The 25,808-nt window shown below is 61.4% G+C and carries 28 protein-coding genes, 1 tRNA gene and 2 pseudogenes; 12 read left to right on the plus strand and 19 right to left on the minus strand.

What is annotated here, in order from left to right; translation table 11 throughout:
- Positions 1–4: 4 nt before the first annotated feature.
- Together IC232_RS20675 and IC232_RS20680 are read right to left on the minus strand one after the other, a co-directional pair.
- Entirely contained in the window at positions 5–1,222 is a 1,218-nt protein-coding gene (locus tag IC232_RS20675) for an efflux RND transporter periplasmic adaptor subunit (RefSeq protein WP_190846849.1), read from the minus strand.
- Positions 1,223–2,029: 807 nt separating this feature from the next.
- Positions 2,030–2,320 (minus strand): DUF1330 domain-containing protein, encoded by a 291-nt coding sequence (locus IC232_RS20680; protein ID WP_190846850.1) that lies wholly within the window; start codon positions 2,318–2,320, stop codon positions 2,030–2,032.
- 72 nt (positions 2,321–2,392) lie between these two features.
- Here IC232_RS20680 and IC232_RS20685 point away from each other — a divergent pair, with 72 nt between their 5' ends.
- Both IC232_RS20685 and IC232_RS20690 read left to right on the plus strand, forming a co-directional pair.
- Entirely contained in the window at positions 2,393–3,121 is a 729-nt protein-coding gene (locus IC232_RS20685) for an IS6 family transposase (RefSeq protein ID WP_190846851.1), read from the plus strand.
- A 201-nt stretch (positions 3,122–3,322) separates the two neighbouring features.
- On the plus strand, positions 3,323–4,129 hold the full coding sequence (locus IC232_RS20690; RefSeq protein WP_190846852.1) for a DUF1194 domain-containing protein: 807 nt from the start codon (positions 3,323–3,325) through the stop codon (positions 4,127–4,129).
- A gap of 88 nt (positions 4,130–4,217) precedes the next feature.
- Here IC232_RS20690 and IC232_RS20695 read toward each other — a convergent pair whose 3' ends face one another.
- On the minus strand, positions 4,218–5,018 hold the full coding sequence (locus IC232_RS20695; protein WP_190846853.1) for a Crp/Fnr family transcriptional regulator: 801 nt from the start codon (positions 5,016–5,018) through the stop codon (positions 4,218–4,220).
- 234 nt (positions 5,019–5,252) lie between these two features.
- A complete protein-coding gene (locus tag IC232_RS20700; protein WP_190846854.1) occupies positions 5,253–5,423 on the minus strand; it encodes a hypothetical protein in 171 nt (56 codons plus the stop codon).
- A gap of 118 nt (positions 5,424–5,541) precedes the next feature.
- Here IC232_RS20700 and IC232_RS20705 point away from each other — a divergent pair, with 118 nt between their 5' ends.
- On the plus strand, positions 5,542–6,378 hold the full coding sequence (locus tag IC232_RS20705) for a class I SAM-dependent methyltransferase (protein WP_190846855.1): 837 nt from the start codon (positions 5,542–5,544) through the stop codon (positions 6,376–6,378).
- 380 nt (positions 6,379–6,758) lie between these two features.
- Here the strand turns inward: IC232_RS20705 and IC232_RS20710 are convergent, their stop codons facing one another.
- The 3 genes from IC232_RS20710 to IC232_RS20720 all read right to left on the minus strand — a co-directional run bounded on the left by IC232_RS20710 (position 6,759) and on the right by IC232_RS20720 (position 9,343).
- Positions 6,759–7,784: a zinc-binding dehydrogenase gene (locus tag IC232_RS20710; RefSeq protein ID WP_190846856.1), complete on the minus strand. Its 1,026-nt coding sequence runs from the start codon at positions 7,782–7,784 to the stop codon at positions 6,759–6,761.
- Positions 7,785–7,807: 23 nt separating this feature from the next.
- Positions 7,808–8,506 (minus strand): pirin family protein, encoded by a 699-nt coding sequence (locus IC232_RS20715; RefSeq protein WP_190846857.1) that lies wholly within the window; start codon positions 8,504–8,506, stop codon positions 7,808–7,810.
- Between the two features lie 81 nt (positions 8,507–8,587).
- Positions 8,588–9,343 (minus strand): SDR family oxidoreductase, encoded by a 756-nt coding sequence (locus IC232_RS20720; protein WP_190846858.1) that lies wholly within the window; start codon positions 9,341–9,343, stop codon positions 8,588–8,590.
- Between the two features lie 90 nt (positions 9,344–9,433).
- Here IC232_RS20720 and IC232_RS20725 point away from each other — a divergent pair, with 90 nt between their 5' ends.
- On the plus strand, positions 9,434–10,351 hold the full coding sequence (locus IC232_RS20725) for a LysR family transcriptional regulator (protein ID WP_190846859.1): 918 nt from the start codon (positions 9,434–9,436) through the stop codon (positions 10,349–10,351).
- A gap of 109 nt (positions 10,352–10,460) precedes the next feature.
- Here IC232_RS20725 and IC232_RS33325 read toward each other — a convergent pair whose 3' ends face one another.
- Entirely contained in the window at positions 10,461–10,805 is a 345-nt protein-coding gene (locus tag IC232_RS33325) for an ester cyclase (RefSeq protein ID WP_409564950.1), read from the minus strand.
- Here IC232_RS33325 and IC232_RS20735 point away from each other — a divergent pair.
- From IC232_RS20735 to glgC, 4 genes and pseudogenes are all read left to right on the plus strand, one after another.
- A pseudogene (locus IC232_RS20735) lies at positions 10,716–10,988 on the plus strand (threonine ammonia-lyase, biosynthetic); the annotation flags it as partial. The gene IC232_RS33325 and the pseudogene IC232_RS20735 overlap by 90 nt on opposite strands.
- 50 nt (positions 10,989–11,038) lie before the next feature.
- Positions 11,039–11,114 (plus strand) — tRNA-Ile (locus tag IC232_RS20740).
- A gap of 249 nt (positions 11,115–11,363) precedes the next feature.
- Positions 11,364–11,627 carry a hypothetical protein gene (locus IC232_RS20745; protein ID WP_190846860.1) on the plus strand — a complete coding sequence of 88 codons (264 nt, stop codon included), beginning with the start codon at positions 11,364–11,366 and terminating at the stop codon, positions 11,625–11,627.
- A 393-nt stretch (positions 11,628–12,020) separates the two neighbouring features.
- Complete coding sequence (glgC, locus tag IC232_RS20750; protein WP_190846861.1) at positions 12,021–13,298, plus strand: glucose-1-phosphate adenylyltransferase; 1,278 nt, start codon at positions 12,021–12,023, stop codon at positions 13,296–13,298.
- 198 nt (positions 13,299–13,496) lie between these two features.
- Here glgC and hfq read toward each other — a convergent pair whose 3' ends face one another.
- Complete coding sequence (hfq, locus tag IC232_RS20755) at positions 13,497–13,763, minus strand: RNA chaperone Hfq (protein WP_190846899.1); 267 nt, start codon at positions 13,761–13,763, stop codon at positions 13,497–13,499.
- Positions 13,764–13,828: 65 nt separating this feature from the next.
- Positions 13,829–14,113 (minus strand): hypothetical protein, encoded by a 285-nt coding sequence (locus tag IC232_RS20760; RefSeq protein ID WP_190846862.1) that lies wholly within the window; start codon positions 14,111–14,113, stop codon positions 13,829–13,831.
- Positions 14,114–14,426: 313 nt separating this feature from the next.
- Between IC232_RS20760 and IC232_RS20765 the strand changes: the two genes are divergently transcribed.
- Positions 14,427–15,098: a hypothetical protein gene (locus IC232_RS20765; protein ID WP_190846863.1), complete on the plus strand. Its 672-nt coding sequence runs from the start codon at positions 14,427–14,429 to the stop codon at positions 15,096–15,098.
- Positions 15,099–15,180: 82 nt separating this feature from the next.
- Here the strand turns inward: IC232_RS20765 and IC232_RS20770 are convergent, their stop codons facing one another.
- The 5 genes and pseudogenes from IC232_RS20770 to IC232_RS20790 all read right to left on the minus strand — a co-directional run.
- Positions 15,181–15,390 (minus strand): cold-shock protein, encoded by a 210-nt coding sequence (locus IC232_RS20770; RefSeq protein ID WP_190846864.1) that lies wholly within the window; start codon positions 15,388–15,390, stop codon positions 15,181–15,183.
- 155 nt (positions 15,391–15,545) lie between these two features.
- The gene (locus IC232_RS20775) at positions 15,546–15,980 is read right to left on the minus strand and encodes a hypothetical protein (protein ID WP_190846865.1); all 435 of its coding nucleotides are present in this window, start codon (positions 15,978–15,980) and stop codon (positions 15,546–15,548) included.
- Positions 15,981–15,992: 12 nt separating this feature from the next.
- The gene (locus IC232_RS20780) at positions 15,993–16,247 is read right to left on the minus strand and encodes a hypothetical protein (protein ID WP_190846866.1); all 255 of its coding nucleotides are present in this window, start codon (positions 16,245–16,247) and stop codon (positions 15,993–15,995) included.
- Positions 16,248–16,249: 2 nt separating this feature from the next.
- Positions 16,250–16,453 carry a hypothetical protein gene (locus IC232_RS20785; protein ID WP_190846867.1) on the minus strand — a complete coding sequence of 68 codons (204 nt, stop codon included), beginning with the start codon at positions 16,451–16,453 and terminating at the stop codon, positions 16,250–16,252.
- A 612-nt stretch (positions 16,454–17,065) separates the two neighbouring features.
- A pseudogene (locus IC232_RS20790) lies at positions 17,066–17,563 on the minus strand (ATP-binding protein); the annotation flags it as partial.
- A gap of 237 nt (positions 17,564–17,800) precedes the next feature.
- Between IC232_RS20790 and IC232_RS20795 the strand changes: the two are divergent.
- On the plus strand, positions 17,801–20,557 hold the full coding sequence (locus IC232_RS20795) for a DNA translocase FtsK (RefSeq protein ID WP_190846868.1): 2,757 nt from the start codon (positions 17,801–17,803) through the stop codon (positions 20,555–20,557).
- A 300-nt stretch (positions 20,558–20,857) separates the two neighbouring features.
- On the opposite strand, the gene IC232_RS20800 is transcribed toward IC232_RS20795, so the two are convergent.
- Complete coding sequence (locus IC232_RS20800; RefSeq protein ID WP_190846869.1) at positions 20,858–21,139, minus strand: hypothetical protein; 282 nt, start codon at positions 21,137–21,139, stop codon at positions 20,858–20,860.
- Positions 21,140–21,429: 290 nt separating this feature from the next.
- Here IC232_RS20800 and IC232_RS20805 point away from each other — a divergent pair, with 290 nt between their 5' ends.
- The gene (locus tag IC232_RS20805) at positions 21,430–22,242 is read left to right on the plus strand and encodes a Crp/Fnr family transcriptional regulator (protein ID WP_190846870.1); all 813 of its coding nucleotides are present in this window, start codon (positions 21,430–21,432) and stop codon (positions 22,240–22,242) included.
- 258 nt (positions 22,243–22,500) lie between these two features.
- On the opposite strand, the gene IC232_RS20810 is transcribed toward IC232_RS20805, so the two are convergent.
- From IC232_RS20810 to groES, 3 genes are all read right to left on the minus strand, one after another.
- Complete coding sequence (locus tag IC232_RS20810; RefSeq protein WP_190846871.1) at positions 22,501–22,812, minus strand: hypothetical protein; 312 nt, start codon at positions 22,810–22,812, stop codon at positions 22,501–22,503.
- A gap of 359 nt (positions 22,813–23,171) precedes the next feature.
- Positions 23,172–24,821, minus strand: coding sequence for a chaperonin GroEL (gene groL, locus IC232_RS20815; protein ID WP_190846872.1), 1,650 nt, complete (start codon positions 24,819–24,821; stop codon positions 23,172–23,174).
- 43 nt (positions 24,822–24,864) lie between these two features.
- Positions 24,865–25,179: a co-chaperone GroES gene (gene groES / locus IC232_RS20820; protein WP_190846873.1), complete on the minus strand. Its 315-nt coding sequence runs from the start codon at positions 25,177–25,179 to the stop codon at positions 24,865–24,867.
- Between the two features lie 223 nt (positions 25,180–25,402).
- On the opposite strand from groES, the gene IC232_RS20825 reads away from it, so the two are divergent.
- Entirely contained in the window at positions 25,403–25,687 is a 285-nt protein-coding gene (locus tag IC232_RS20825) for a hypothetical protein (protein ID WP_190846874.1), read from the plus strand.
- Positions 25,688–25,808: the final 121 nt, after the last annotated feature.

Genomic DNA, 25,808 nt, shown 5'->3' on the forward strand with positions numbered 1-25,808 from the left:
GCGATCAATTATCCGCCGAGGCGGAGGCACCCCGTGTTCCAAGGGCGGCAGCTGTGTCGAGGGCTTGGGGCTGCGGAGCGATCAGGGTGCCTGGGCGGACCTTTTGCAGACCATCGACAATGATCCGTTCGCCAGGCTTGAGCCCGCTGGTGACAATCCGCCCGCCATCCACGGCAGCCCCGAGCCTGATCTCGCGGTAGTTTGCCTTTTGGGCCGGATCGACAACGAGCACGTACCTCTTGTCTTGGTCCGCCCCGATGGCCCGCTCGGGCACCACCACGGCGGGCATCGTCTTCGCTTGGCCGATGCGAATGCGGGCAAACTGCCCGGGCAGCAGGTCGTCGGCGCTGTTGTCGAACACCGCCCGCACCAGCACCGTCCCACTGGCGCCCTTGACCGTATGATCGATGAGTTGCAGCTTGCCCTGCGCAGTCCTGGCCTCCGGGCCAGAACGCATTTCGACCGGGATGCGGGCGAGATGGTCGCTGCGATCGCCTCCGACGGGGAGAGTGTCGAGAGCCCGCTGGACCGCGCGCTCATCGGCATCGAAGCTTGCATAGATGGGGTTAGTCGAAACCAACGTCGTCAGGATCGGCGCGCCGGAGCCGCCGTCGACGAGGTTGCCGACGGTGACCTCGATCTTGCCCACCCGCCCCGAGATCGGCGCCCGTATCTGTGTGTAGGACAGGTTGAGGCGCGCCGTCCTTGCTGCCGCTTTAGCGGCGCGCAGGCCAGCCTCGGCCTCACGTAAACTGTTCTCACGGGTATCGAGATCGCGTTGGGTAATGGTCTGATTGGCGCTAAGCTTCATGCCACGCTCCAGTTCATTGCGGGCGAAAGCAATGCGGGCCTCTGCGGCGCTGACCTGCGCCTCCGCCCGCTCCAGTTCCGCCTTGTACGGCTCGGGGTCGATGGTGACGAGCAGGTCACCCTTCCTGACGAGAGATCCCTCCCGGAAGTGGACTGCCTCAATGGCGCCGGGAACGCGCGGACGTAGGTCGACTCGGTCGATCGGCTCCAAGCGACCCGAGAACTCCTCCCAGAGGATAACGTCACGCTTCTCGACGGAGATCACGGGCGCGGGAGTTGCCGGTGGCGCCGCCGCTACGCCGCTGCCTTGCGTCGGGGTGCTGCCGAGCGTGAACCAGACGGCGATGCCGCCCAGGATAGCCCCTACCGTGCCGATGGAGGTCAGGAGCCGGGTCTTGGAAGAATGTGTCATGGGAAAACCGATCGACCAGAAAACCATCCGGCATCTGCGGTGCGCCGGATTCGTACCAACTGGTATAGTATCGTCCGGTATAGTATGGAAGAGGTCTCTAGCCTCTTTTTATTCCGATCGGTACAAAAAACGGCGATCAGGGCGTTCTGCAGCGATATCGATGTGTGCTTCCGCACATGGCCCGCGGGGCATTGTCATGGCTGGATGGCGCCCGTTTGGCGATGTGACTATTGATGACGTGCAGTCCGACGCGGTAAACGCGCTCCGGCTGAGCGACAGCAACCCCAGCAAAGGTGGCAAGAGCCAGAACCAAGGCTACCGACATTCTCATCGGTCACCGACGCTCCGTAGCATCAGCTCGATCCAGACAGCCCACGTTGTGACGAGGCTATTCGATTAGCTCTGAAGCAGCAAAGGTTCGTTCCACGCACGGTCATCGCAGACTCCACTCGAAGACCAGGAATGTCGCATATTGGCAGTTCTCGGAAGTAAGATAAATGTCGGCTCAAAGCAGGACCACTGGACGTTCCTGTTGGTAAACGAATTCAACTACCTGACCCAGAGCTGCCTCTGGCCAATCTGCATTCGTATCCATTGTACGTATAGCCGTGCTTGGGTCAGCGACCCTCCAGATGCACTTCAGTATTCCTACCCCTCCTAGGTCGGGCAAAACGCCAGCTTTGACTGCTTCGTTACTGGCTCACCCCTGATGTGCCAACGGGGTCTTACGAATCCGCTCGAGCGCGCCTTCATCCGGCTCCATAAATTACCGGAACTAAGCGGCGGATTTGATGGGCAAGGCCGCGCTCATTCGAGGCCCATGACACTGACAAGACGAGCGGAACTGCACTCGTCTCGGATGCTCTTGAGACCCTGATACGTAGGTCCGTTGTAGAACGTCTCCCACGCCTCAACCGATGGGAACTCCAGGAGGACGATCCTGCGGGGCTCCCAGTCGCCCTCGTACACCTTGTGAGCGCCTCCCCGCGCTAGGTAACGGGCCCCGGCGGCCTCAAGGGCTGGCTTTACGCCTGCCATGAACTCCTGATAGCGCGCCGGACCGCGAATCTCGACATCAAAGATGACGTAAGCGGGCATTGTTTCCTCCTGTAACTTGGACAGGTTAGAGCCGGCTTCTCTCCACTGCCAGCTATGGGCTAAGGGTAGCAAATGGGGCTAGCGGTGACGCAGAGTAACAAGAGCCTGTTCAAAGGTCGGCAATTCACGGCAGATACTATCCTGTGGGCGGTACGCTGGTATCTGCAATTCCCGATCAGCTACCGAGATCTCGAGCGCATTTTCTCCGATCGAGGCATTCAGGTCGACCACACCACCCTGTTTCGATGGATCCAGGCCTATGCACCGGAGTTGGAGGAGCGCATCCGCCCCCATCTTCGTGTGACCAACGGCTCCTGGCGCGTGGACGAAACATACATTCGAGTAAAGGGCGAATGGGTTTATCTCGACCGTGCCGTTGATGCGGCCGGGCAGACCATCGACTTTCTGCTCTCGCCCAAGCGCGATGCCGCTGCGGCTCGACGCCTCTTCCGGAAAGCCTTGAGGCAGCCCCATACGGTCAACCCGCGGACTATCACGGTCGACAAGGGTGCAGCCTATCCAGTTGCGATGAAGGCTATAAAACGTGCCGGCGAGCTCTGGCGCTTTGCCAAACTCCGGCAGGTGAAATTTCTGAACCACATCGTCGAGCAGGATCACCGTCGGATCAAGCGACTCGTCCGTCTAAGGCTGGGTTTCAAGGGCTTCATGACGGCCGCCCAGATGATTGGGGGCTGCGAGGTCATGGCGATGATCCGCAGGGGGCAGGTGGCGAGCGCACCAGCGAACGACATGAAGGCTCAGAGTGATTTCATCGCGGCTCTCTTCCGCGCTGCTGCCTAACCTGAGCTCTCGTCGGGCCTTCGCTCGACCCACGTTAGCGTTTGCAACGGAACCCTGGAGACGTGCCTCACCCAGAGGGCATCCTCTGGCGCGGTCGCGATCGCATGGACGAGGATCCACCGATCACCACGAAGCCTTCCGCCTTATAAAACGTGGTATTGTCAGGCTCGATGGGCTGGGAGGCTCCATGGGGAGGCCGTCATGCCGCGGCGACATCGCAATGCGTGCCTGAGTCTATCCTTGGCCTGGCTCTGGGGTGGCGCTGCCGCCGCATCCGAGGCGACGCTCGACCTTGCCCTCGTGCTCGCCGTGGACGTGTCTTCCTCGATGGCGCCGGCGGAGCAATCGCTTCAGCGCTCGGGCTTCATCGAGGCATTTCGATCCCCGGCGGTCCACAAGGCTATCGCTAGGGGATCCCTTGGCCGCATCGCCGTCGCTTATGTCGAGTGGTCGGGAGCCGATGAGCAGAGCGTTCTCGTGCCATGGACCATCATCGATGGACCGGACGCGGCATGGTCTTTTGCGGCCGAACTCAGGCGTCAGCCGATCCGGCAAGGAAGCATGACATCAATCTCCGGGGTGCTTGGCTTCAGCACGAGGCTTTTCGCCGATCTTATGGATAGACCAGCGCGGCGGGTGATCGACATCTCGGGTGATGATCCCAACAACGATGGGCCCAAGGTCAGGCACGCACGCGACCATGCCGTGGCCCAGGGCATCACGATCAACGGACTGCCGATCCGGATCCCGGGAATGGTGAGCGGCTGGGAGTTTGGCGACCTGGACCGCTACTACGCGGACTGCGTCATCGGGGGAGCCGGCGCGTTCATGATCCCGGTCTATGAGGCCGACCAGTTCCCGTCCGTCATCAGGACCAAGGTCTCGCGCGAGATCGCCGGGCAGGGCGGAATGTCCTTGGTCGTTTATGCCGGATCGCAGGCCGACTGCCTCATAGGCGAGAAGCGCCGCCAGGAAGAGGAGGCCTGGGGAGGCGAGGGCAACCCTTAGGGGCGAGGCGGGATCGCGCTGTCGAGCACGCACGACGTGCTAACCGGGGAGTGCTGGGAGGCGGCGAACCTGTATCAGGAGCACTTGATCATGGCTTGATCGCGGTGGTGGACGATCCCAACTCGTTGCAAGCAGGCTCTGCATAGGTGCCGGGCAGCAGCCTCTCGAAGCGGTAGCGGATCTTGCCATAGCACTCGCAGGCGGCGTGGTCGAGACCGGCGCGGTCGAGCACCGCGATCCCGCCACGGAATTGCTCGATCAGGTTCGATTTCTGAAGGGCGCGCAGGACCGTGCTGACGGTGGAACGCTGCACGCCCAACATCTCGGCCAGGAACTCATGGGTGAGGGGCAGGGCGTCCTGATCCAGGCGATCGTGCGTGCTCAGGATCCAGCGGCAGCACCGGGCCTCGACGGGGTGCAGGGCATTGCACGCGACCGTGTGGTACGCCTGCGCCAGAAGCGCCTCGTTGTAGGCAAGCACCTGCCGTTGCAGGGTAGGGAACGTCCGGATGGCGGCCTGCATGTGGTCGATAGGAACCCGGGAGACGCTGCCGGGGACCTGAACCACATAACGCCCGAACGCCTCCCGGCTGACGAACGCGCTCAGCAGGCCGAACAGGCCTTCCCGCCCGAACATCGCCACCTCGGCCAGCCGGCCATCCTCCATCACATCGACCAGGGACACGATGGCATCGTGCGGGAAGTAGGTGTAGCGGATGGGATCGCCAGGCTCGTAGAGCACGGTGCCGCGTGGTAGGATCATGCTCTTGAGATGCGGTTCGAGAATGGCAAAGGTGTTAGCCTCCAGCGTGGCGAGGAACCGGTTGGCCCGGTGATCCGGCGGGGATCTCGAGGACAGAGGAGAGTTTTGGCGTCCGTCTGAAAGCATGATCCCCTCGGGCAGGAGCGATCACCGTATCCGGCATGAATAACGCATAGCTGGTCAATCCGTTTAGCCGGACAGGCTTTGAGGAGGGCCCGGGCAGACCTTATCTCGCTTTCTGCTTCGGCGGCGTAGACGGGCATTCATCCGGTTCGCTCAACATTACGCTCTGACCCAGAAGCGACCTTGCACTGTTCGAGCTAGCGGTCCGTCAGTCCGAAGCTAAATCGGGCGTCTTTGTCAAATCAGAGCGGGCTGATCTCCGCAGTTCCTGAAATAGTTCCGGCACTTCTCGATGGTGGTCCAGAGCGCCTCCTTGGTGCCTGCGTCCGCTTTGCGCGGGAGCGCATTAAGCTTGGCCATGAGGTACTCGTTCGGGTTGAGATCCAGGCTGTATGGCGGCAGATCCATCGGGCTCTCATCGATCAGGCGACCAGCCCAACTTCAAAAGGAGCCAGAAAGATGCCATTCTGCACACCAGCGGGGCCGATCTGTCATCCTGTCTCAGGACCATTGAAGGAGACGATCCGTGCGTGACATTGAAAGTGGCGTTTCTCAGCATTACGCGTCCTACGATGTCCTCTCTCGTATCCGCGCCGGGCTCGCGGAGATGGGGCATGATCCTGACAGAGTTTCACCCGATGCCCTGAAGCCAGTGGATGAATTCCACATCGGCGGCGCAGAGGCGACATCTGCGCTTCTGGAAAAGCTCTCCATCCGGCCCGATATGGAGGTGCTCGACATCGGCTCAGGCATTGGTGGTCCGGCCCGGATGATCGCGGCGCGCTATGGTTGCCATGTGACTGGCGTAGACCTGACGCCGCATTTTGTTGAAACGGCCCGCGCGCTCTCCACCATGTGCGGCATGGCTGATCGCGTGCGCTTCGAGGTTGGAAGCGCAGTCGCGTTGCCACTAGGCGACGCGAGCTTCGACCTTGCGCTCCTCTTGCACGTCGGCATGAATGTGCCCGATAAGGCAGCGCTTTTTCGCGAAGCACGCCGCGTGCTTCGTGATCGGGGAACTTTCGCGGTCTACGATGTCATGCGTACGGGTGACGGCGATCTCAGCTTCCCGGTGCCTTGGGCGGAAACGCCGGACCTGTCGGCGCTGGAGACGCCAGAGACTTATCGCCATGCGGCCAGAGGGGCAGGCTTGGCTCTTCAGGCGGAGGAAAACCGGCGGGACGTCGCGCTCGACTTCTTCGCGCGCCTCCAGGCGCAGGCGGCAAGCGGCGCACCACCGCCGCTGGGACTGCACAATCTGATGGGGCCGACCGTCAAGGAGAAGGTGGCCAACATGATTGCCGCGGTCCGGGCTGGTACAATTGCGCCCATCCAAATAATCTTTTCAGCTGCGTACCACTAGCGTGGTACGGTGTCGGCTCATGCACGCTGCTCCAGGAGCCAGGCGATTGAGCGGGCCGCGATGCTCTGTTGCGTAGTGTCTGGACCTTCTGAGCGTTCAGGGCATCGTCAATCCTTAGGCTCTTTAGTCTCGGTTGGGTGTCTCGTGCCTTTACCGATTCTCTCGCTGGTTCACTACAGATGTACTGCTGATCCAGGCTGCACTGCACCTGCAAGACCAGCTAAGACGTTCTAATGCAGCACGGTCCTCGGCCAGCACCGTCATGTCTGGATGTCCAAGCTGGGAGCTGCGACCCCAGCCCAGCAATAGACCGCCCGGTGTGCCCCCTGTTTGCGCAGGTATGTATCTGGGGGCACCGGCGGTTTGCGAGGCTTAGGCTGTCAACGCGAGGTCAGCAGCACGACGCCGGCCTTACCGGGCGTGCGGGAGTGAGTGACCGCGTCACGGACCTGCGACAGGTCGTAGGACCCGGCCACGGCAAACAGCTTCGGCGCGGTGCGGGAAAGCGCAAGAACGGTTTTGAGATCATGGGCGCGAACATCGCTGGGGAGAGATGCCCAGCGGCCAACCGATACGCCATGGATGCGGACATCGCGCACCGAGAACGCCAGTGAGTCAACCCGGATCGGCTCGCCGGAGAGATCCCCATAGGAGATGAGAGTGCCCCCGCTGGCAAGACGTTCGACCATGGCGCTGGCCAGATCGCCGCCGACCGGATCGAGCACCACCCGGATCGCCCGCCCGCCGGTGGCGAGACGCAGATGATCACGCCAGTCGGGCGCATCCGTGGAGATCACCGGCACATCCGGATGGACGGCGGTCAGCTCGGCAACCCTGGCACGACTTCTCACAGCATTGACGACGCGGAACCCGCGCTGGCGGGCCAGGGCGGTGGCCAGCTTTGCGACAACGGAGCCAGCGGCGGTGATCACCATCACGTCCTCGCCACCTGGCCTGATACCGGCCGCCTCAGCTGCCCGCAGCAGAAGCATCGCGGTCAGTGGCGTGACATGCAGCTGGGCCGCGATCTCATCCGGAACATCCTCGGGGATCGCAGTTACATATTCGGCCGAGACCAGCACGCGCTCGCCCCAGCCCCAACGGCCGGGAAAGAATGCAACGCGAGCCCCGACTGCAAGGCCGCTGGCATCGGCAACATTCGCGCCCAGGGCCTCGATGACGCCCATCCCCTCGAACCCGGGTCGGGCGCCGCCTTCTGCCACCGGGGAGGTGTCGCCGGGGGCGCGATAACGTCCCTGCACGCCAAGCAGGTCCCCGGGATGAACCGGGCGCGCCTGCACCCGCACCAACACCTCGCCCGCGCCAGGAGCGGGAAGATCGGGAACTTCTGCCACTTCGAGGACCTGTGCGGGCTCGCCATAGGTGCGGTAAAGGATCGTGCGCATGGGGTGTTCTCCTGGTGGGGTGTTCAGGCGACTTCGACGAGGACGATCTCAGTGCCGTCGAGCGCGGTGAGGGTGATCTGCCGCTCATCCGTGATGGCAGCGCCGTCACGGGGAGCCAGAGGCAGGCCGTTGAGGATGAGGCGACCGGTGGTGGTCACGAGGTAGGCGCTTGATCCTTCCGGTATCGCATGGACGATGGTGTCGCCTGCCTGCAGGCTGCCGCCGAGCACACGGGCATCGGCGTTGATGACGAGCGCCTCGCTGTCAGCCGCGTCGCCGCTCGCCAGGGTGGCGAGACGTCCGCTGCGCTCGCCTCGAGGAAAGCGCCGAGTGCTCCAGCGGGGCTCGCCACCGCGATGCCGCGGATCGATCCAGATCTGGAACAACTGAGTCGGGATTGGCTCGTCATTGAATTCGGAGTGGCGGATGCCAGCGCCTGCGCTCATTACCTGCAGGTTTCCGGCCTCTATTCGCTCCTTGTTGCCGAGGCTGTCTTCATGGGTGATCGCGCCCTCGCGGACATAGGTGACGATCTCGACATCGTCGTGCTGATGGAGCGGGAAGCCGGAGGAGGGAGCGAACTCGTCGTCGTTCCACACCCGTAAGCCACGGACCCGGCGGTGTTCCGGGTTGCCCATCCCGGAGAAGGCAAAGTGCAGCCTGGCCTTGAGCCAGGTGGTGTCGACGCTGCCGAGGCTAGCGAAGGGACGGTGCTCGATCATGAGGCCGCTCTCAAGCATGGTTGCTGATGGGGACAGCACCCGATCAGGCCAGGCGCTGTCCCCAAGGTTAGGAAATCAGCTTCAGATCTGCGCGGTGCCACCATCGACGAAGAACTCGACGCCGGTGACGAAGCTCGCGTCATCAGAGGCCAGGAACACCGCGGCCTTGGCGATCTCATCGGGATTGCCCACCCGACCCATCGGCACCTGGGATGCGAGATAATCGAGCATGCCCTGCTGCTGAGCGGCATCTGGTCCGGCAAGGTCGACAAGCCCCGGGGTTTTGACCGGGCCGGGGCTGAGGGTGTTGATCCGCACGCGACGGTCCTTTAGGTCGAGGATCCAGTTGCGGGCAAAGGCCCGCACGGCCGCTTTCGACGCCGCGTAGACGCTGAAGGCCGGCGTCCCGCTGCTGGCGGCCGTCGAACCTGTGAGGATGACGGAAGCGCCGTCCGCCAGCAGCGGCAGGGCCTTCTGCACCGTGAACAGCACGCCCTTCACGTTGCGGTTGAAAGTGTCATCGTACTGCTCTTCGGTGATGCTCCCGAGCGGCAGCATCGTGCCGCCGCCAGCGTTAGCGAAAAGCACATCGATGCGGCCCTTCTCCGCCTTCACCTGCTCATAGAGGGTATCGAGATCCGCCAGCTTTGAGGAGTCGGTTCGGACCGCCGTGACATTGCTGCCGATCGATGCGACTGCTGCATCCAATTCAGCCTGACGTCGGCCGGTGATGAATACGTGGGCGCCTTCGGCGACGAACTGTTTGGCGGTGGCCAAGCCGATGCCGCTGGTAGCGCCGGTAACAACTGCGATCTTACCTTCGAGTTTACGTGACATGCGAACCTCCGTGGTTGCTGAAATAGGAATAGCCCCAGGCTCAGCGTTGCGATATAGAAAGGCTTGCAAAGCAACGTTGCAGGATTGTCGATGTCGCAACTGCCGGATTTCGAAGGGTTGGCCATGTTCGCCAAGGTGGTTGAGGAGCGCTCCTTTGCCGCCGCCGCCCGGGCGATGGGCGTGTCGGTGGCGACCGTCTCGCGCGGCGTCAGCCGCTTGGAGGAGCGGCTTGGCGCCCGGCTGCTCAATCGCACGTCCCGTCAGCTCGCGCTGACCGAGTTCGGGCGCACCATCGCGGAAAGCGCCAGCCATATCTACCATGCGGCAGAAGTAGCAGAGGCGGTGGCCCGGGAGCAGGCCGCCAAGCCCCGGGGGCTTGTACGGCTCGCAGTACCGATGTCGTACGGCTTGCGATGGGTTGCGCCGATCCTGCCGGACTTCCTAAGAGCCTACCCGGAGGTGCAGGTCGACCTGCATCTCTCGGACGCGGCGGTCGATCTGGTCGGGCAAGGCTTTGACGCGGCCCTGCGGATTGCGGTGCTACCGGACTCGTCCCTGATTGCACGCCGCCTGTGTCCCGTGTCCCCCTTCATTGTCGCGGCGCCCAGCTACCTCGAGCGGCATGGCCGGCCCGAGCACCCCCGCGACCTGATCGCTCGCGATTGCCTTGGCTACGCTTACCGGGCGCGTAGTGATGTCTGGCGCTTCGTCAACGACGCCGGCGACGAGGAGGTGATCACACCGACAGGGCCACTGCGGGCCACCAACGCGGATGCTCTCGTGCCGACCGTGCTCTCTGGTCTGGCAGTGGCCGAGTTGCCGGAGTTCATCGCCGGCGAATATCTTCAGGACGGACAGCTCGAGGCGATCCTGACCAACTGGACCCTACCGAAGGGCGGTCTCTATTTCGTGACGCCGTCGGCCCGCACGCGCCCGGCCAAAGTTGAGGCACTGGCGGACTTCTTTGTCGAGCGCCTGTCTAAACCCTCGTGGAGCTGGCCGCGGTGACTGTTCTCATGCCCACGGGGCAGGCTTATTTCTCGAAGGACGCTTCGATGTTTGTCAGTACGCCAAGTTGGGCCAGAGTGACGGTCGCGGAATTGTAGCAGTTGAAGGACTAAATCTTGCCATCCTTCAAGCGCCAGACATCGCAACAGGGTGTATGGATCTCTTTGCCAGTTGCCTTGATGGTTCCGCCAGGCATCCTCAATGGCCCCTTGTGTGTGGCATTTAAGGAGAGCTCGACAACAACGACGTCGCCGCTCACATAAAAACCGTATAGTTCGCGGTGCATATCGGGGAATGCCTCGGCTGCGTCCATCACGACACCTCCAAGGTTCTCACCCCTGTATTCAGTGCCATCGGCTTCGTTCAGTTCCCGGAGCGGCCAGGGGCGCTGCTCAAGTTCTTGAACGGGCTGTCCGGCAGCTGGAACATCTCGCTGCTCCACTACCGCAATCATGGCGCTGATTACGGGCGGGTGCTGGCCGGCATCCAGGTTCCTGCCGCAGAGCGCGCCCAGCTCAGGCGCAGTTTGGATGAACTCGGTTACCCGTACTGGGACGAGAGCGACAACCCCGCCTACCGTAGCTTCCTGAGCGGGGAGCGGATGGGGCATGACAAGCACTCTGCAGGCTCGCTGTGACCCACACGTTACAGCCAAAGCCCTGCCGATCCGGCATCATCGTTTCCTGTGGGCCTGTAGCTCAATGGTTAGAGCCGGCCGCTCATAACGGTCTGGTTGGGGGTTCAAGTCCCTCCAGGCCCACCACAGACCCGTCTATCCCAACACAAAACCTGCCACCGCGACCATGACTGATCCCCATCCCCTTCCAGACACTGAGCTCATTAAGCACAAAGGCTATCAGATCCGCCTCAGCCCAAGCGGCCCGGAGTGGCTGGCCTTCGTAGCGCGTCCGAAGCAGCGCCCGAGCCTGATCCTGGCTGCCGATCGTGAAGCGGCCCTCGCAAAGGCTTATGAGTGGATCGATCTCCAGCTTGCATCTGACAAGAAGCCAGAATGACCTACCGGCTGATTCAGCTCGCGCCCGGCGCCTACGATCTCATCCTGTACGACAACGTCGTGGCCAGTGTGGTCAGGAACGGCTCGCGCCAGCCGTACACCTGGACGGCCGAGCTGCTGGAAGACCTGCCACGGAGCAAGCGACCCGCTCCCTTCCGGAACATTGAGCACGACTTCTCGTCCCTGGACGAGTTGTGTGCCTGGCTCGGTCACCCACAGGTGCAGACCAACAACCGCCATACCGCCGCTCGGGCATTGTGAGATGGCAGCAGCCGTTGTGCTGTGAGCAGATCTGTCACATCGGCGCTGGAAAGGCGCTCCGCCTGGCGTTCTATCCTGTGAATGGCGCTCTGGCCGACGTGCTGTCTAAACCTCAACCAGAGCGCCGGTGTGCCAAGGGAATGACGCACACCTGAGATGTAGGCAGCTGAGAGGGATCGGCAATCCCGCGTTCCAGTCCTGTGTTAGAAGCCGCAGCCGTCCCGCACGGCACGCCACAACCCAGTGACGCCCAGAGACACTCAGATGGCGAAACGACCCGGCTCAGGAGCATGCCACGCCATATAGACCAGCCAAGTAAGGAACTTCCATTCGCCTCCGGGCATAAAAGCTTAGCAGGCCAGAAGAGCCGCGCCCGGACGAGAGGAAACGCCGATGCCAAGGAATGCCACTGCTCACGCTCCACTCACGCGCTGTACCATGGCCTTTGTTCTTGCAGGCGGCCGTGGCAGTCGCCTCCTCGAACTCACAGATAAGCGGGTCAAGCCCGCCGTATATTTTGGCTGCAAGTCGCGCATCATCGACTTTGCGCTTTCGAACGCCCTCAACTCCGGCATCCGGCATATCGCCGTGGCCACCCAGTACAAGGCTCATAGCCTCATCCGTCACCTGCAACACGGCTGGAACTTTCTCCGCGCCGAGCGCAACGAGAGCTTTGACATCCTGCCCGCCAGCCAACGTGTGTCCGAGACCTTGTGGTACGAGGGAACGGCCGACGCGGTCTACCAGAACATCGACATCATCGAGAGCTACGGGCCCGAGTTCATCGTGATCCTGGCCGGCGATCACATCTACAAGATGGACTACGAACTCATGCTCCAGCAGCATGTCAGCGAAGGTGCCGATGTGACTGTCGGGTGCATCGAGGTGCCACGGGCCGAGGCGAGTGGCTTTGGCGTCATGGCGGTGGATGAGCAGGACCGTATCACCTCTTTTCTGGAGAAGCCGAAGGATCCGCCCGGCATGCCCGACAAGCCGGCGATGGCGCTGGCCAGCATGGGCATTTACGTATTCAACACCCGTTTTCTGATGGATCAGCTGCGACGCGATGCGGCCGAGCCGGGATCGAGCCGGGATTTTGGCAAGGACATCGTCCCGTATCTCGTCACCCATGGCAAAGCGGTGGCGCATCGCTTTACCCGTTCCTGTGTCCGCTCGTCCGGTGAGACCGAAGCCTACTGGCGGGACGTCGGCACGCTGGATGCCTACTGGGCAGCTAACATCGATCTCACCCAGGCCATGCCGGGATTGAATCTCTATGACACTGCTTGGCCAATTTGGACCTATGCCGAGCTCACCCCTCCAGCAAAGGTGATCCATGAGGACACCGGAGTGCGAGGGGAAGTGATCAACGCCATCTTATCGGGTGGCTGCATCGTCTCAGGTGCTGTCGTACAACGGTCGCTTCTGTTTACCGGGGCTAGAGTTCACCCCGGTGCGTACCTGGAAGATGCGGTGGTGCTGCCCGGGGTTGAGATTGCCCGCTCGGCCCGGCTGACAAAGGTCATCGTTGATCGTAGCGTGCGGATTCCGGAGGGGCTGGTGGTCGGGGAGGATCCTGATTGGGACGAGCAGCGCTTCCGGCGCACCGAGAGTGGCATCTGCCTCATCACGCAGCCTATGCTTGATCGGCTTGAACAACAGGTCTCGTGAAGGCGAGGCCTGGATGTACGACAGAAACAATCCAGGCCCAGATTACGGTTGTGTTCAGAGGGGCCCGCCAAGGCGATCAGCCCTGCTGGAGTATCGGCTGTAGCGCACTTTGGCAGAAGGCAGAATGCGCCCCCTGCGCTAGCAAATGTTCTCTCATGATAGCCTGATCCGCATCTCCAGTGTCTGAGAAAGACTGCTTTACTCAAATAAACCCGGGGCCGTCAGCTGGACTGGCTCTGCCGGGTTAATCGCCGAAATGGCATGCTTGTAGATGACTTGGGAGCGACCATCTCTGACAAGCTCGACTGTGAAATTGTCAAACCGCGTGATCCGGCCCAGCAGCCTGATCCCGTTCACAAGGAACATCATTACTTCCATTTGGCTGTCACGAAGATGATCGAGGAATATGTCCTGGATCGACGGGATCCTTTGCGCAGTCACAGTTGAACCCCTTTCGAGCCTCATCACTGACACGCTCCGTTGTGTCGCTCAGGCACCAAAACAGTTGCAGGCAAGGTGACCGGCCCTGCTCACATGGAGCGATGGGGCATACTGATTGCGGGAAACCGCTCCACCTCAACGACCCGTGTTGCTTGTGGCAACTCCCGTTCAGCATGATCTCGTATCGGTCGTGCTGTTTCGTGAAGACGAACGCTGAGTTGTTCAATCTCGGAGGCCGGCATGGGCGGTCCGTGCGTGGTGATCATCTCTGCGAGATCTTCCGGAAGTGCGTCCACTTGCTCTTGCAGAAGGAGAAGGGCGGCACGAATGATACTCAACTCTCGTTCGTCAACGACAAGGGCGAGCTTCGTCATGGAGTAGGGCTGACCTCTGAGCTTATCCTTTCAAGGTACTGGTGGATGCGGCAGAAACAAGGCATAGCTTTGCGACCCGTTCCCAGCGGAGTGACTGGCCACGTCACGCCACTGAGCCAAGTAAACTTGGGGCATATAGTTCGGGATGGCGTGTTCGCCTCGTTTTACGATGCAGGTCGGGTACCTAGTTTTCCAACCTCTAACCTACGCCTGCCGGGGCGGTGACGAAGTCTCTTTGCCTGCCCATCGTCACACCGTAACCTGACGTTCGCTGGCGCGACCAGCGGCACCCGTTGTGGAAGGCTGATATGTGATGAGCACCGCTCGCGTCTTTCTGCTTGCCCCCTCCGTGGCTCGGCTGATCGAGAAGGAGAGGGAAGGCTGCCATATCCGGCAGGGCTACTTCCCGGATCGACCCGATCGGGGCACCCACGTGCAGTTGGAGGAGAAGGCAGGGTGGCTCGTCCTGGTCTCCAATCTCCCGAGCGGTCCTGTCGAGGAGGCCACGGACATTCCTCGCTCTCAGGCCGAGGCTCTGCTTGAGCTCGTTGCTGGACAGGTGGAGTACCTGGAGGTCAACCTCGACATCGGCTCCCAAACAGCCATTCTCCGGCGCTTCCTCACACCGGGACCGCTGGATCTGCTCACCGTCACGTTCGAGCAGAGCAAGAAGGCCCGCAAGTTTCAGCCGCCGGCCTGGTTCGGCCCGGAGGTCACAGAAGACCGTGATTATCGAAGCCGCTCCCTGGCGCTGTCCGGATTGCCGCCAGCCCCTGAGGTGGAGATCACAGACGCGGCACTCAATAGCCTGCTCGATGCCCTGGAGGGCCGCCTTGGAGCACATCAGCCGCAAGCTGCGGCTCCTCAGCCTGTTGCTCCTTCGAAACCCGCGGAAGCAGAAGACGAGGAGGATCAGGATAATCTTGCGATCGAGGACAGCGTCATTCGGGAACTCGCCCGGTCCTTGAGCCCTCGCCAGCGCTGATACGCCCGATGAACGCTCAATACAGTTGCGGGGCAGGTGGCCGCCCCTGCGGAGCCGCCAGATTGAGCTCCTACGGACGTGACTAAGCTGTCTTCAGGTCCACGGCGGATTCTTTGCCGGAGCGGCGGTCAGCCTCAACCTCATAGGAGATCTTCTGGCCCTCAGCCAGGCCGCGCAGGCCAGCACGCTCCACGGCGCTGATATGGACGAACACGTCCTTGCCGCCGCTGTCCGGCTGAATGAAGCCGTAGCCCTTCTGCTCGTTGAACCACTTCACCGTTCCTGTCGCCACGAAGCTCGTCCCTCTGTTGGACCCCACTCAGCCAAGAGAAAATCTTAGCAGTAGGATGCGCAGAGTCGAGAGCGGCGTGTAAATTCTCAAGGACACCGGAATCCATACAGAGTTGCATCTCTGTCTGCGTCGGCAAGGGGAGGCTGTAGAGCCGCCTACGAACGGGCAGCCTTGGCGTACGTCTTCACGAACTCCGCTGTGAGAGCACGCTGCCTCTCGTCAGTCAGGGGGATGGGATTGGCTCTGTTCCATGCTCGCTGCTCGCGTTGGACGAACCGCTTGCGCCTGCTCCTGATGTCCTGTGGCAGATGCTCCGCCAAAGGCTCAAAGTTTCGGCGTAGCTGAGCTTCGGTTCTCTTTCGGTAGGGAAGGGCGGCCTCTGCAGCGAGGGCTGCGGCGATGTCGTCTGGCGTTGGGTCTGGATGGCGGGCTTGTGCATCCTCCTCAATCTGACGGAACGCTCTTTGCTGAGCGGCATAGTGCTCCTTCAACCCAGGGGCATGTTCAAGGAGGTAGGCCTCGCGCGCCTCATCCCAGCCTTCTTGCAGCCCCCTGGTCAGAGATGCCCGTTTGCCTGAATGGATCAGCATCGATGAGGGTCCTTAGATCTTGCTCTGGATTTGTGCATCACTGACCTCAGTATGGCCAAGCCACTCCCGAGCCTCCTCCAGGCTGCCGAACGTGTGCTCCATTTCTGTGAAGGGAGCAGGCCTCTCCCCTGGAGGCAAGTCGACCAGAAGTTCGGCCGTCCAGGTTGCGTTGTCAGTGTCGCCACTGCGCACCAGGCTGGCGATAATCACTCCATTGAGCAGGACGTCATAGCTGCCAGGAGCAAGCCGGGAGAGTCTGTAGGCCATGTCTATGCTGTGCTTTCCGTACCATTGTTGTTATTTGGGACCTTCAACTCGGGATGGCTCTGGGCCAGCCTATCCCGGTCCTCAGCCAAAGCATCCCAAGTCTTGGCCATCTCCAGAAGCTGGTTGCGCTGAACGCCGTCCGGAACCTGCTTGGCGAGGATACGACATTCCTCGGCATGCTGGCGGTATTCTGATGCCTTCTTCACCTCGTCCCCCGCAATTGGCCTGGAAGCTGACTAGCACATGCACCGGCCGTTTACGATTATCAGCTATAGCTGCAACAGGCTGAGTTGCGTATCGAGCCTCTAGAGACAGAACCCCGCTCAGCTCTACCCTGGGCGGGGTTCTGTTTGCTGCTGTTACATGCGCCTTGAGAACAGGCGAGGGGCTGAAGGTGATCCTTTGGCGAGACGCATTCGGAATCTCCACACCCTTTGGGGATTACGGCTTGGTGGCGCCGTCTGCACAATCGTCGCGCCGCTCACAGTCGCTCTCGAATTGGATTTATGTCACTCCCCATCGTTGCGGGTTTGAGGACGTGCCCGCCCGTGACGTCGTGTCGATTACTCAGATCGATAAGATTGCTGCCGCCCCGGTGATCAGCCCGGCGCCGTGCGCGGGGTCCGCCAGTGCGTGTGGCCAGCGGGCTTCATGACGGGGTGGCAAGCACATAGGGCCTTGCATCTGATCGAACGGATGTCAACGGCACGGTGGCCGTTGTGGCGGTGCTGGACAACACCCTTCTACGTTGTCAACGCCGGCTGAATCCTGACCCACTTTGAGCGGGTGCGTCGAAACAAATGTGACCCACCCAGGCCTCATCCCAATCGCTTCTTTGGCTTTGCCGCCATGCTGGTGCGGCGTTTGTCCTTGAGGCGGTAGCTTTCACCACTGATCTGAACCACGGTTGAGTGATGCAGCAACCGGTCGAGCATGGCAGCCGTCAGCACAGTCTCCTCGGCGAAGACCTGGTCCCAGCTGCCAAAGGTCAGATTGGAGGTCAGGATCATGGCGCCCTTCTCGTAGCGTTTGGCCGCGACCTGGAAGAACAGGTTCGCCTGCTCGCGGCTCATCGGCAGATAGCCGATCTCATCGATGATCAGCAGTCTATAAACGTTGACCGCCCGATGCAGGACCTCCCTCCAGCGTCCCTGACGCTGGGCGCTCTCCAGCAGCAGAACCAGATCGGCCGCGGAGGTAAAGCGCACCTTCCAGCCCCGCTGGGTCGCCAAGTAGCCGAGGGCAATCGCCAGATGGGTCTCGGTTACGGACTTCTTGTCAAAAGATATGCAGCCGTTCGAGTGTAGACGCTCGATAGAACTGCTGCATCCATAGTTGTTGGACCGATCAGTTCTGGCACAGAGGCATCAGATCGTAAATAATATCAACGTTTGCAGCATAGGTTCCGCGGCTTTTGTGTCACTCGTAAGCCGGGCAGGGCCTGTCGCCAGTGTGCGGGTCTCCAGTCTAACCCTCTGTTTACGGTTTGCTCTCAGAGTCACGACACTGCCGGAATCAGCTTGGCCGATAACCAACCAGTTGCGCAAGAGATCATGCATTCGACCCGTAAACCACCCTTCGCCCCGCCCGCCCTTCCCGGAGAGGACAATGCCCGTGAGGTCACAAACATCGTGCGGTTGCGTCAGGATCGAAGGAACGCCGAAGCCCACCCGACCCAGGACGGCGACGAGCCGCCGTGGCGACAGGCCTTTGTTCTTGCCGAGGGGGTGAAGGCCACGCGCACGCCGGATAAGGTCATTCGAGCCCGCAACGGCCATGGGGAACTCCCGTCTATGGAGCCGAGGCACCCAACTCCTGCTGTCAACTCCCTTGGTGAGCACATCCGCTCTGTCATCGACGAGGAGATTGTTGGGGCTTCCGAGCCGGCTATCAGAAGCCAAATCGCGGAATTGCAGTTGGCGTTGGCCTCCGAGGATCCGGTATCTGAACGGCTGGCATCCCTTGCCGACAGGGAAGCTGCCCTGGCTGCCGCTGTCTGCGGAGAGACGGCCGGTTCTGCGCGCCGGACGATCGAAACGGCAACACGGCTTCCGTTGCCACAGCACGCTCCTGCCGTGGATGAGGCGCCCCACCAAGAACACCACCCGGCGACCCAACCGGAGCTGGCCGCCACTCCCTTCAGCTTGACGTCAGGAGCCGTTTCGTTCTCGTGGCAGGGACTGTCATACGGACTGGCTGGCGTCGGTTCAGCGGGCAATCTGGACGCCCTGTCCGCAGCCCCTACCGATGGGCAGATACTGGAGATCACGGGTGTGGTCGCCGAGGTCACCAACGACGGCCAAGCGGATCCGGATGGAGCTTCCGAAGCGGAGTATGACGCCGCTATTGAAGCGGCGCTGCCATCCGAGCACCCCCAGGAAACGGCCGTCGAGACGGGGATCGCCGTTGCGGTAGGAGAAGTGGCTCCTGCGGTTCCAGGTGCCAGCGCGTCGGATCCGATTGAGGAAGTTGATCTCGGATACCTCACTCTCTACGAGGATCTTCTGCCGGCGGCGAGCAAGAAACCGCAGACGGGGAAGGTTGCCCTGCAGCCCCAGCCTGAACCGGTGGTCGTCTCTGGTCCTGCCCTGGTGCCCAATGAGGCAGCCGACTCGGTTCGGGAGCATACTGAGGAGGTGTCGGTGCCCGGCGCTATGACAGAGCCGGGCCAGGGGGAGGTTGCCCTGATGCAACCGCTTCAGGAGTTCGGCCCGGTCTTGGATCTTCCCAAGATCGCTCCGTCGACCTGGGGGCATCCGATCTCCTGCCCACAGGCGCCAGGGGACTGGTCTTACCAGAAGCCGGACATCGCATTCCTGGCCGAAGCGCCGGAACGCGAAGGGCCGGAGCTGACCGAGGACATCCTGGAGGAGACGGCGGGGCGGTTGGAGAAGGTCATTCGCGACTTCGGCGTGAAGGGCGAGGTCATCCATGTCCATCCAGGCCCGGTGGTCACGCTGTACGAATTCGAGCCTGCCCCCGGCATCAAGTCATCTCGCGTTATTGCGCTCTCAGAGGATATTGCGCGCTCGATGAGTGCCATCTCAGCGCGCGTGGCGGTGATCCCAGGCCGCAATGCCATCGGCATCGAGTTGCCGAACGAGACGCGCGAAACGGTGTACCTGCGCGAACTGCTTGCCTCAGACGATTTCGAGGTCTCGAAACACAAACTTCCCCTCTGCCTCGGCAAGACCATCGGCGGCGAAGCCGTCATCGCGGATCTCGCCCGCATGCCGCATCTTCTGGTCGCCGGCACCACCGGCTCGGGCAAGTCGGTGGCGATCAACACCATGATCCTGTCGCTGGTCTACCGCTTCACACCGGAAGAATGCCGGCTGATCATGGTCGACCCGAAGATGCTGGAGCTGTCCGTCTATGACGGCATCCCGCACCTGCTTACGCCTGTCGTGACCGACCCCAAAAAGGCGATCATTGCCTTGCGCTGGGCGGTGCGCGAGATGGAGGACCGCTACAAGAAGATGGCGAAGCTCGGCGTGCGCAACATCGACGGCTTCAACGCCCGTGTGAGTGAGGCGAGAGCAAACGGTGAGGTCATCACCAGAACGGTTCAGACCGGCTTCGACAGAACCACAGGGGAACTGACGTATACCGAAGAGGTCATAGACCTCGCGTCGCTGCCCTACATCGTGGTGATCGTCGACGAGATGGCCGACCTGATGATGGTGGCCGGCAAGGAGATCGAGGGCGCCATCCAGCGCCTGGCCCAGATGGCCAGAGCGGCGGGCATTCACGTGATCCTGGCCACGCAGCGGCCGTCCGTGGACGTGATCACCGGCACGATCAAGGCGAACTTCCCCACCCGGATCTCGTTCCAGGTCACGTCCAAGATCGACAGCCGCACCATTCTTGGCGAGATGGGCGCTGAGCAGCTCTTGGGCCAGGGCGACATGCTGTTCATGCAAGGAGGCGGCCGCATCGCTCGCGTGCACGGCCCCTTTGTCTCAGACATGGAAGTCGAGCGGGTCGTTGCTCACCTCAAGCGGCAGGCCAAGCCCGTCTATGTGGATGCGGTCACGGCTGACGACGAGGAAATGGAGCCGGAGGAGACCCCGGTCTCTGACGAATGCGAAATGGGGCTAGGGTCGGGCGAGCTGTTCGACCAGGCGGTCTCGATCGTGCTGCGGCATAAGAAGGCCTCAACCTCGTACATCCAGCGTCGCCTGCAGATCGGCTACAACCGGGCGGCCTCGCTCATGGAGAGGATGGAGAAGGAGGGCATCGTCGGACCCGCCAACCATGCGGGCAAGCGCGACATCCTCATCGGAACGGGTGGAGCGGACGAGGAGTGAGGCACTGGCAGCCGACCGGACTGGCACACGCGAACGAGCATTGTCTCAGCCTCTAGCAGTCGGTGTCGCCTGCCGGCCCCATCTCGTCTCCACACCGTGCTCCCGGGAGAACCAGTGTCTCCCGGGAGCTTCTGTTTCAACGAGCTTCGCTTCAGATCATCAGGTGTTCCGGTCACCGGCACATCGGGCGAGGGATGCTTCACGATGAAACCGATCAAGAGGCTTTATGCGGTTGCGCTGCAAACGTTGAGGCAAGGCAGAACAAAGCGACCGTCGTACTCCGGCGTGGTGGATTGCCCGTCATGCTGTCTGAGTACGCTTGGTGATATGCGCCCGATAGGCCGCTGCTGCCTTGATGGTAAGAGTGCCTGCTTCCGTGAGCTTCACAATCTCAGACTTGGCGCGGTGTGCCGCCTGCGCCGTATAGGAGGGCTTCAATGTGACGCGAACACGGCTGCTGATATGCCTGCGATGTGCACCGGCCTGTCGCGAACTCATAGCCTTTGCGGCAATAAGTTGATCCAGCTGGTTATAAGCCCGCTTGGCTTCAGCAGGGGTGTAGCTGTCTTTCTTCTCGAACACAGTCGATCCTTTCGGTTGCACACACTTTGCAGGTGCATGGCCTCACCTAATGCCAGACCCGGGGAAACTCAACTGACGACAGTCATCCGATGGAGATGCATCGACTCCAACAGGGTTCATGATCTATCCCTGAGCACGGTCAGTGGCTGATCTGCCAGGGCTGGATCCGCTGGCACTCCGGCTGCCTTGAGCCGCTCCGACCACTGCACCGGTTTCATCATGCATTTCCCTGGTATCCACGGGGTTCCTTTCCGGTTTAGCTTACGGCATGAAACCGGATATCTTCACGATTGGCGGAGATCAGGGGGGCTCACCACCGGGCCAATCGGCTCCTGGCGGCACTCGAGCCTGCTGATCTCGCGGCTCTGGAGCCGCACCTGCAAACTGTGCGCCTGCGGCACAATGAGGTGCTCCACGAGGCGGGTGACCCTCTGCGGCACGCCTACTTTCCTCATGACACCGTAGTCACACTCGTTGCCGCCCTGGGCGATGGTCGCTCCACCGAGATGGCGGTCTATGGCTGCGAGGGGGCTGTTGGTCTTGTCGGCACCATCGTCACCTGGCAGTTGTTCGGGCGCTATATCGTGCAGGCGGCGGGGATCGCCTCCCGGATCGAGCTGGAGCGGCTGCACGCCGTGATCAGCCAACGTCCAAAGGTCCAACAGCTGATGCTGCACTTCTCTGAAGCCATGATGGCCCGCGTCCTGCAGAACGTGGCCTGCAACGCAGTCCACAGCGTCGGGGCCCGCGGCTGCCGTTGGATCCTCAGCATGCACGACCGGCTGAACCGGGACACTGTGCCCCTAACCCGTGAGTTCCTGGCCAACATGCTGGGCGTGCAGCGCTCCACCGTCAGCAGCATCACGCGAGCGCTTCAGGAGGCTGGCTTCATTCGCCAGGGCCGGGGCGTGATCACGGTGACGGATCGCGCCGGTCTGGAGGGGGCCTTCTGCGAGTGCTACGGGACTGTGCGCCGCAGCTTCGAGCGGCTCCTTCCTCCACACCTACGGCAAGGGAGCAACAACGGACCTACACCCGAAGCGCCGCTGTTCTTGATCATGTTGAAACACTGGTTGGTGGGAGCTGAACAACCTCGCAGATGACATCCTAAGCATGTCAACACTCACCGGTTTGCTCGGTCCAGCTTCGTGTTACTGAGCTGACCTCTTCATCGCCTCATGAATCACTCCAGCAGGTGGCTCTGTCTGTGCAAGGGTGGCTGCCTCCTTCGTTGCCTTCAAGAGACCTGATGTCTCAAATGAGCGGCTGAGAGCAACGATGAGGTCCTCAGCCGCAGACACCTTGCTTGCTTGAGTGGCTGACTGGGATTGCTCCAACATGTCGAGCACCGCCTCAACCTGCTAGCTTGGGAGCGGCACCTCGAGGCTCGGCTGCAAACCATTCAGAGCGATGTAGCGCCAATCATGAGTAAATTCAGAGGTCACTTCGGGTCCAAACCAAGTCGGGACCTCGAAGCTTTCTGCCTGCTGCACGTCGTCAAACTCGACGGTGATGAGGTCAAGGCTGCTGGGATAGACAACACGATCAAGCTGGATCTGGTGGTTCAGCCCGCTTTGCAGAGGTAGATGGAGGCGGTCGTAGGAAATCTGCCCGATGCAGAGACCAAACAGCGCCTCGGCATGTTCGCGGGGGAGGGGAGTTAGCTTTTCCAACACGTTGCCTGATGGATCCTGCCCTGACAGGACGAAGTGCGCTTAATCCGCCTCAAACCGAATAACCTGATCCTTGCCAGGCTGGGACGAGAGATGCCCCTCGACGATCTGACGGTCGACTCCCCGCTCTCTCACAATGAGGCGAGCGATGCACGGAGACACAAGGAAGCGTCGAGCATTCTTCATGGGAGTATCTGCAAGATAATATGACTATGAAACGCAGGGCACATGGTCTGCTCCAACCTGTTTACAAACGCTTAGCGTCATACTTTCCTGGAAAGTGACGTCTCACGTTGAAACCAAAGAAAAAGCCCCGGATTTCTCCGGGGCGGTTCCATTGGGATGATGGAGGGCAGGACTTAGAAGTCCATGCCACCCATGCCGCCGCCCATGCCACCACCTGGCATGGCTGGAGCGGATTCCTTCTTCGGAGCGTCGGCCACCATGGCTTCGGTGGTGACAAGCAGACCGGCGACCGACGCAGCATTCTGAAGAGCGGTGCGGACCACCTTCGCCGGATCGACGATACCGGCCTGCAGCATGTCCTCGAATTGCTCAGTCTGAGCGTTAAAGCCGAAGGTATCCGACGAGGTGTTGTCGTTGATCTTACCAACCACCGTCGATCCTTCGACACCGGCGTTCTCAGCGATCTGACGGATCGGAGCCTCAAGGGCGCGCAGCACGATCTTGATACCGGCCTGGACGTCCGGGTTGTCGGTCGTGAGCTTCGCAACCGCACCCTTGGCGCGCAGCAGAGCCGTGCCGCCGCCGGGGACGATGCCTTCTTCCACCGCAGCGCGGGTGGCATGCATCGCGTCGTCGACTCGGTCCTTCTTCTCCTTGACCTCGATCTCGGTCGAGCCGCCGACGCGGATCACCGCGACGCCGCCTGCGAGCTTGGCGAGACGCTCCTGGAGCTTCTCACGGTCGTAGTCCGAGGTGGTCTCCTCGATCTGCGCCTTAATTTGCGAAACGCGAGCCTCGATGTCAGCCTTCTGGCCGGCACCGTCGATGATCGTGGTGCTCTCCTTATCGATGCGAACGCGCTTGGCGCGGCCGAGCATGTCGAGGGTGACATTCTCGAGCTTGATGCCGAGGTCTTCGGAGATCGTCTGACCAGCGGTCAGGATCGCGATGTCCTCGAGCATGGCCTTGCGGCGATCGCCGAAGCCCGGAGCCTTGACGGCGGCGATCTTGAGGCCGCCACGCAGCTTGTTGACCACCAGAGTGGCCAGAGCCTCGCCTTCGATGTCCTCTGCCACAATCAGCAGGGGCTTGCTGGTCTGCACAACCGCCTCGAGGATCGGCAGCAGCGACTGCAAAGAGGAGAGCTTCTTCTCGTGGATGAGGATGTAGGGATCATCCAGTTCAGCGATCATCTTCTCGGCGTTGGTGATGAAGTAGGGAGACAGGTAGCCGCGGTCGAACTGCATGCCTTCGACAACATCGAGCTCGGTCTCAGCGGTCTTGGCCTCCTCGACGGTGATGACACCCTCGTTGCCGACCTTCTGCATCGCCTGGGCGATCATCTCACCGATGGAGGCATCCCCGTTGGCCGAGATGGTGCCAACCTGGGCGATCTCCTCAGATGAGGCGACCTTCTTGGCACGGGACTGGATGTCCTTCACGGCCTCTGCCACAGCCAGATCAATACCGCGCTTGAGGTCCATGGGGTTCATGCCGGCAGCCACAGCCTTGGCGCCCTCGCGGACGATGGCCTGGGCGAGAACGGTGGCCGTGGTGGTGCCGTCACCGGCCACATCGCTGGCCTTCGAGGCGACCTCGCGCACCATCTGGGCGCCCATGTTCTCGAACTTGTCGGAGAGCTCGATCTCCTTGGCGACAGTCACGCCGTCCTTGGTGATGCGCGGAGCACCAAAGCTCTTTTCCAGCACCACATTGCGGCCCTTGGGACCGAGGGTAACCTTCACAGCATTGGCGAGGATGTCGACACCGCGCAGCATGCGATCACGAGCGTCCGAAGAGAATTTTACGTCTTTGGCAGCCATGAGCTAACCTCCTGTGGTTCTTACCTGTTTGGTCTGAGCTGTTTTAAGCAGCCTTCTGGGCTTCGGCTGTCTTCTCAATCACGCCCATGATGTCGGATTCCTTCATGATCAGGAGATCCTGACCGTCGATACGCACTTCGGTGCCGGACCACTTGCCGAACAGGACGCGGTCGCCGGCCTTCACGTCGAGGGCAACAACCTTGCCGCTCTCGTCACGGGCGCCGGGGCCGACGGCGACGATCTCGCCCTCTTGCGGCTTCTCCTTGGCGGTGTCCGGGATGATGATGCCGCCGGCCGTCTTCTCTTCGGCTTCGATGCGGCGGACGACAACACGGTCGTGCAACGGACGGAACTTCATGGGTGAGCCTCCTCGAAATGGAATGGGAGGCACTCGTCTGCGCCGAGCAGCACTGTTAGCACTCGACGCATTGGAGTGCTAACGCGAGTTAATACCCCAATGCTCCTGGTCAGGCAAGCTCATCTCTTAGTGGATAAGCTGAGCTTGGGGCGAACAGCACCCCCATGCACGGCGTTGTCCCAAGGCAGCGGCCAGCGGGCCGCCTTGGCAGCGAGGTTCAGCCGTGTTGAGTTTCGAAAGCGTTGAAGAGGTTTGTGAGAGCAGGAAGACGACCCTCGTGATCCACCCGGCCATTCGTCGGGCCATCAAAGGGTATGAGGAAAGCTTCTATATCGGTCTGCGCTGCTTCCTGAAGGGCGAGTCCGACGGGATCTTCTTCCTGCCTCTTCAGGATGGCGGCTATGTCCGTCTTGTATTCTCCCAGCGGCACTCCTCAGGAGGGCACCCGATCCTGAGAGTCGACCCGCTGAGCTCAGAAGGGCTGGAACGGATCAAGGCTGCCAACTAAGCCTTCCGCTCGAGCGCCCGCAACTCGTCAAGCTAAGGGAGCTGAATCTGAGGCCATGGCGCTGGCGGCACCTGATAGGGAGGCTAATCCAAACAATAAGCCGCCCTGTTAGGAGCGGCTT

This window comes from Microvirga sp. (assembly GCF_014699075.1).
Classification (GTDB): Bacteria; Pseudomonadota; Alphaproteobacteria; order Rhizobiales; family Beijerinckiaceae; genus Microvirga.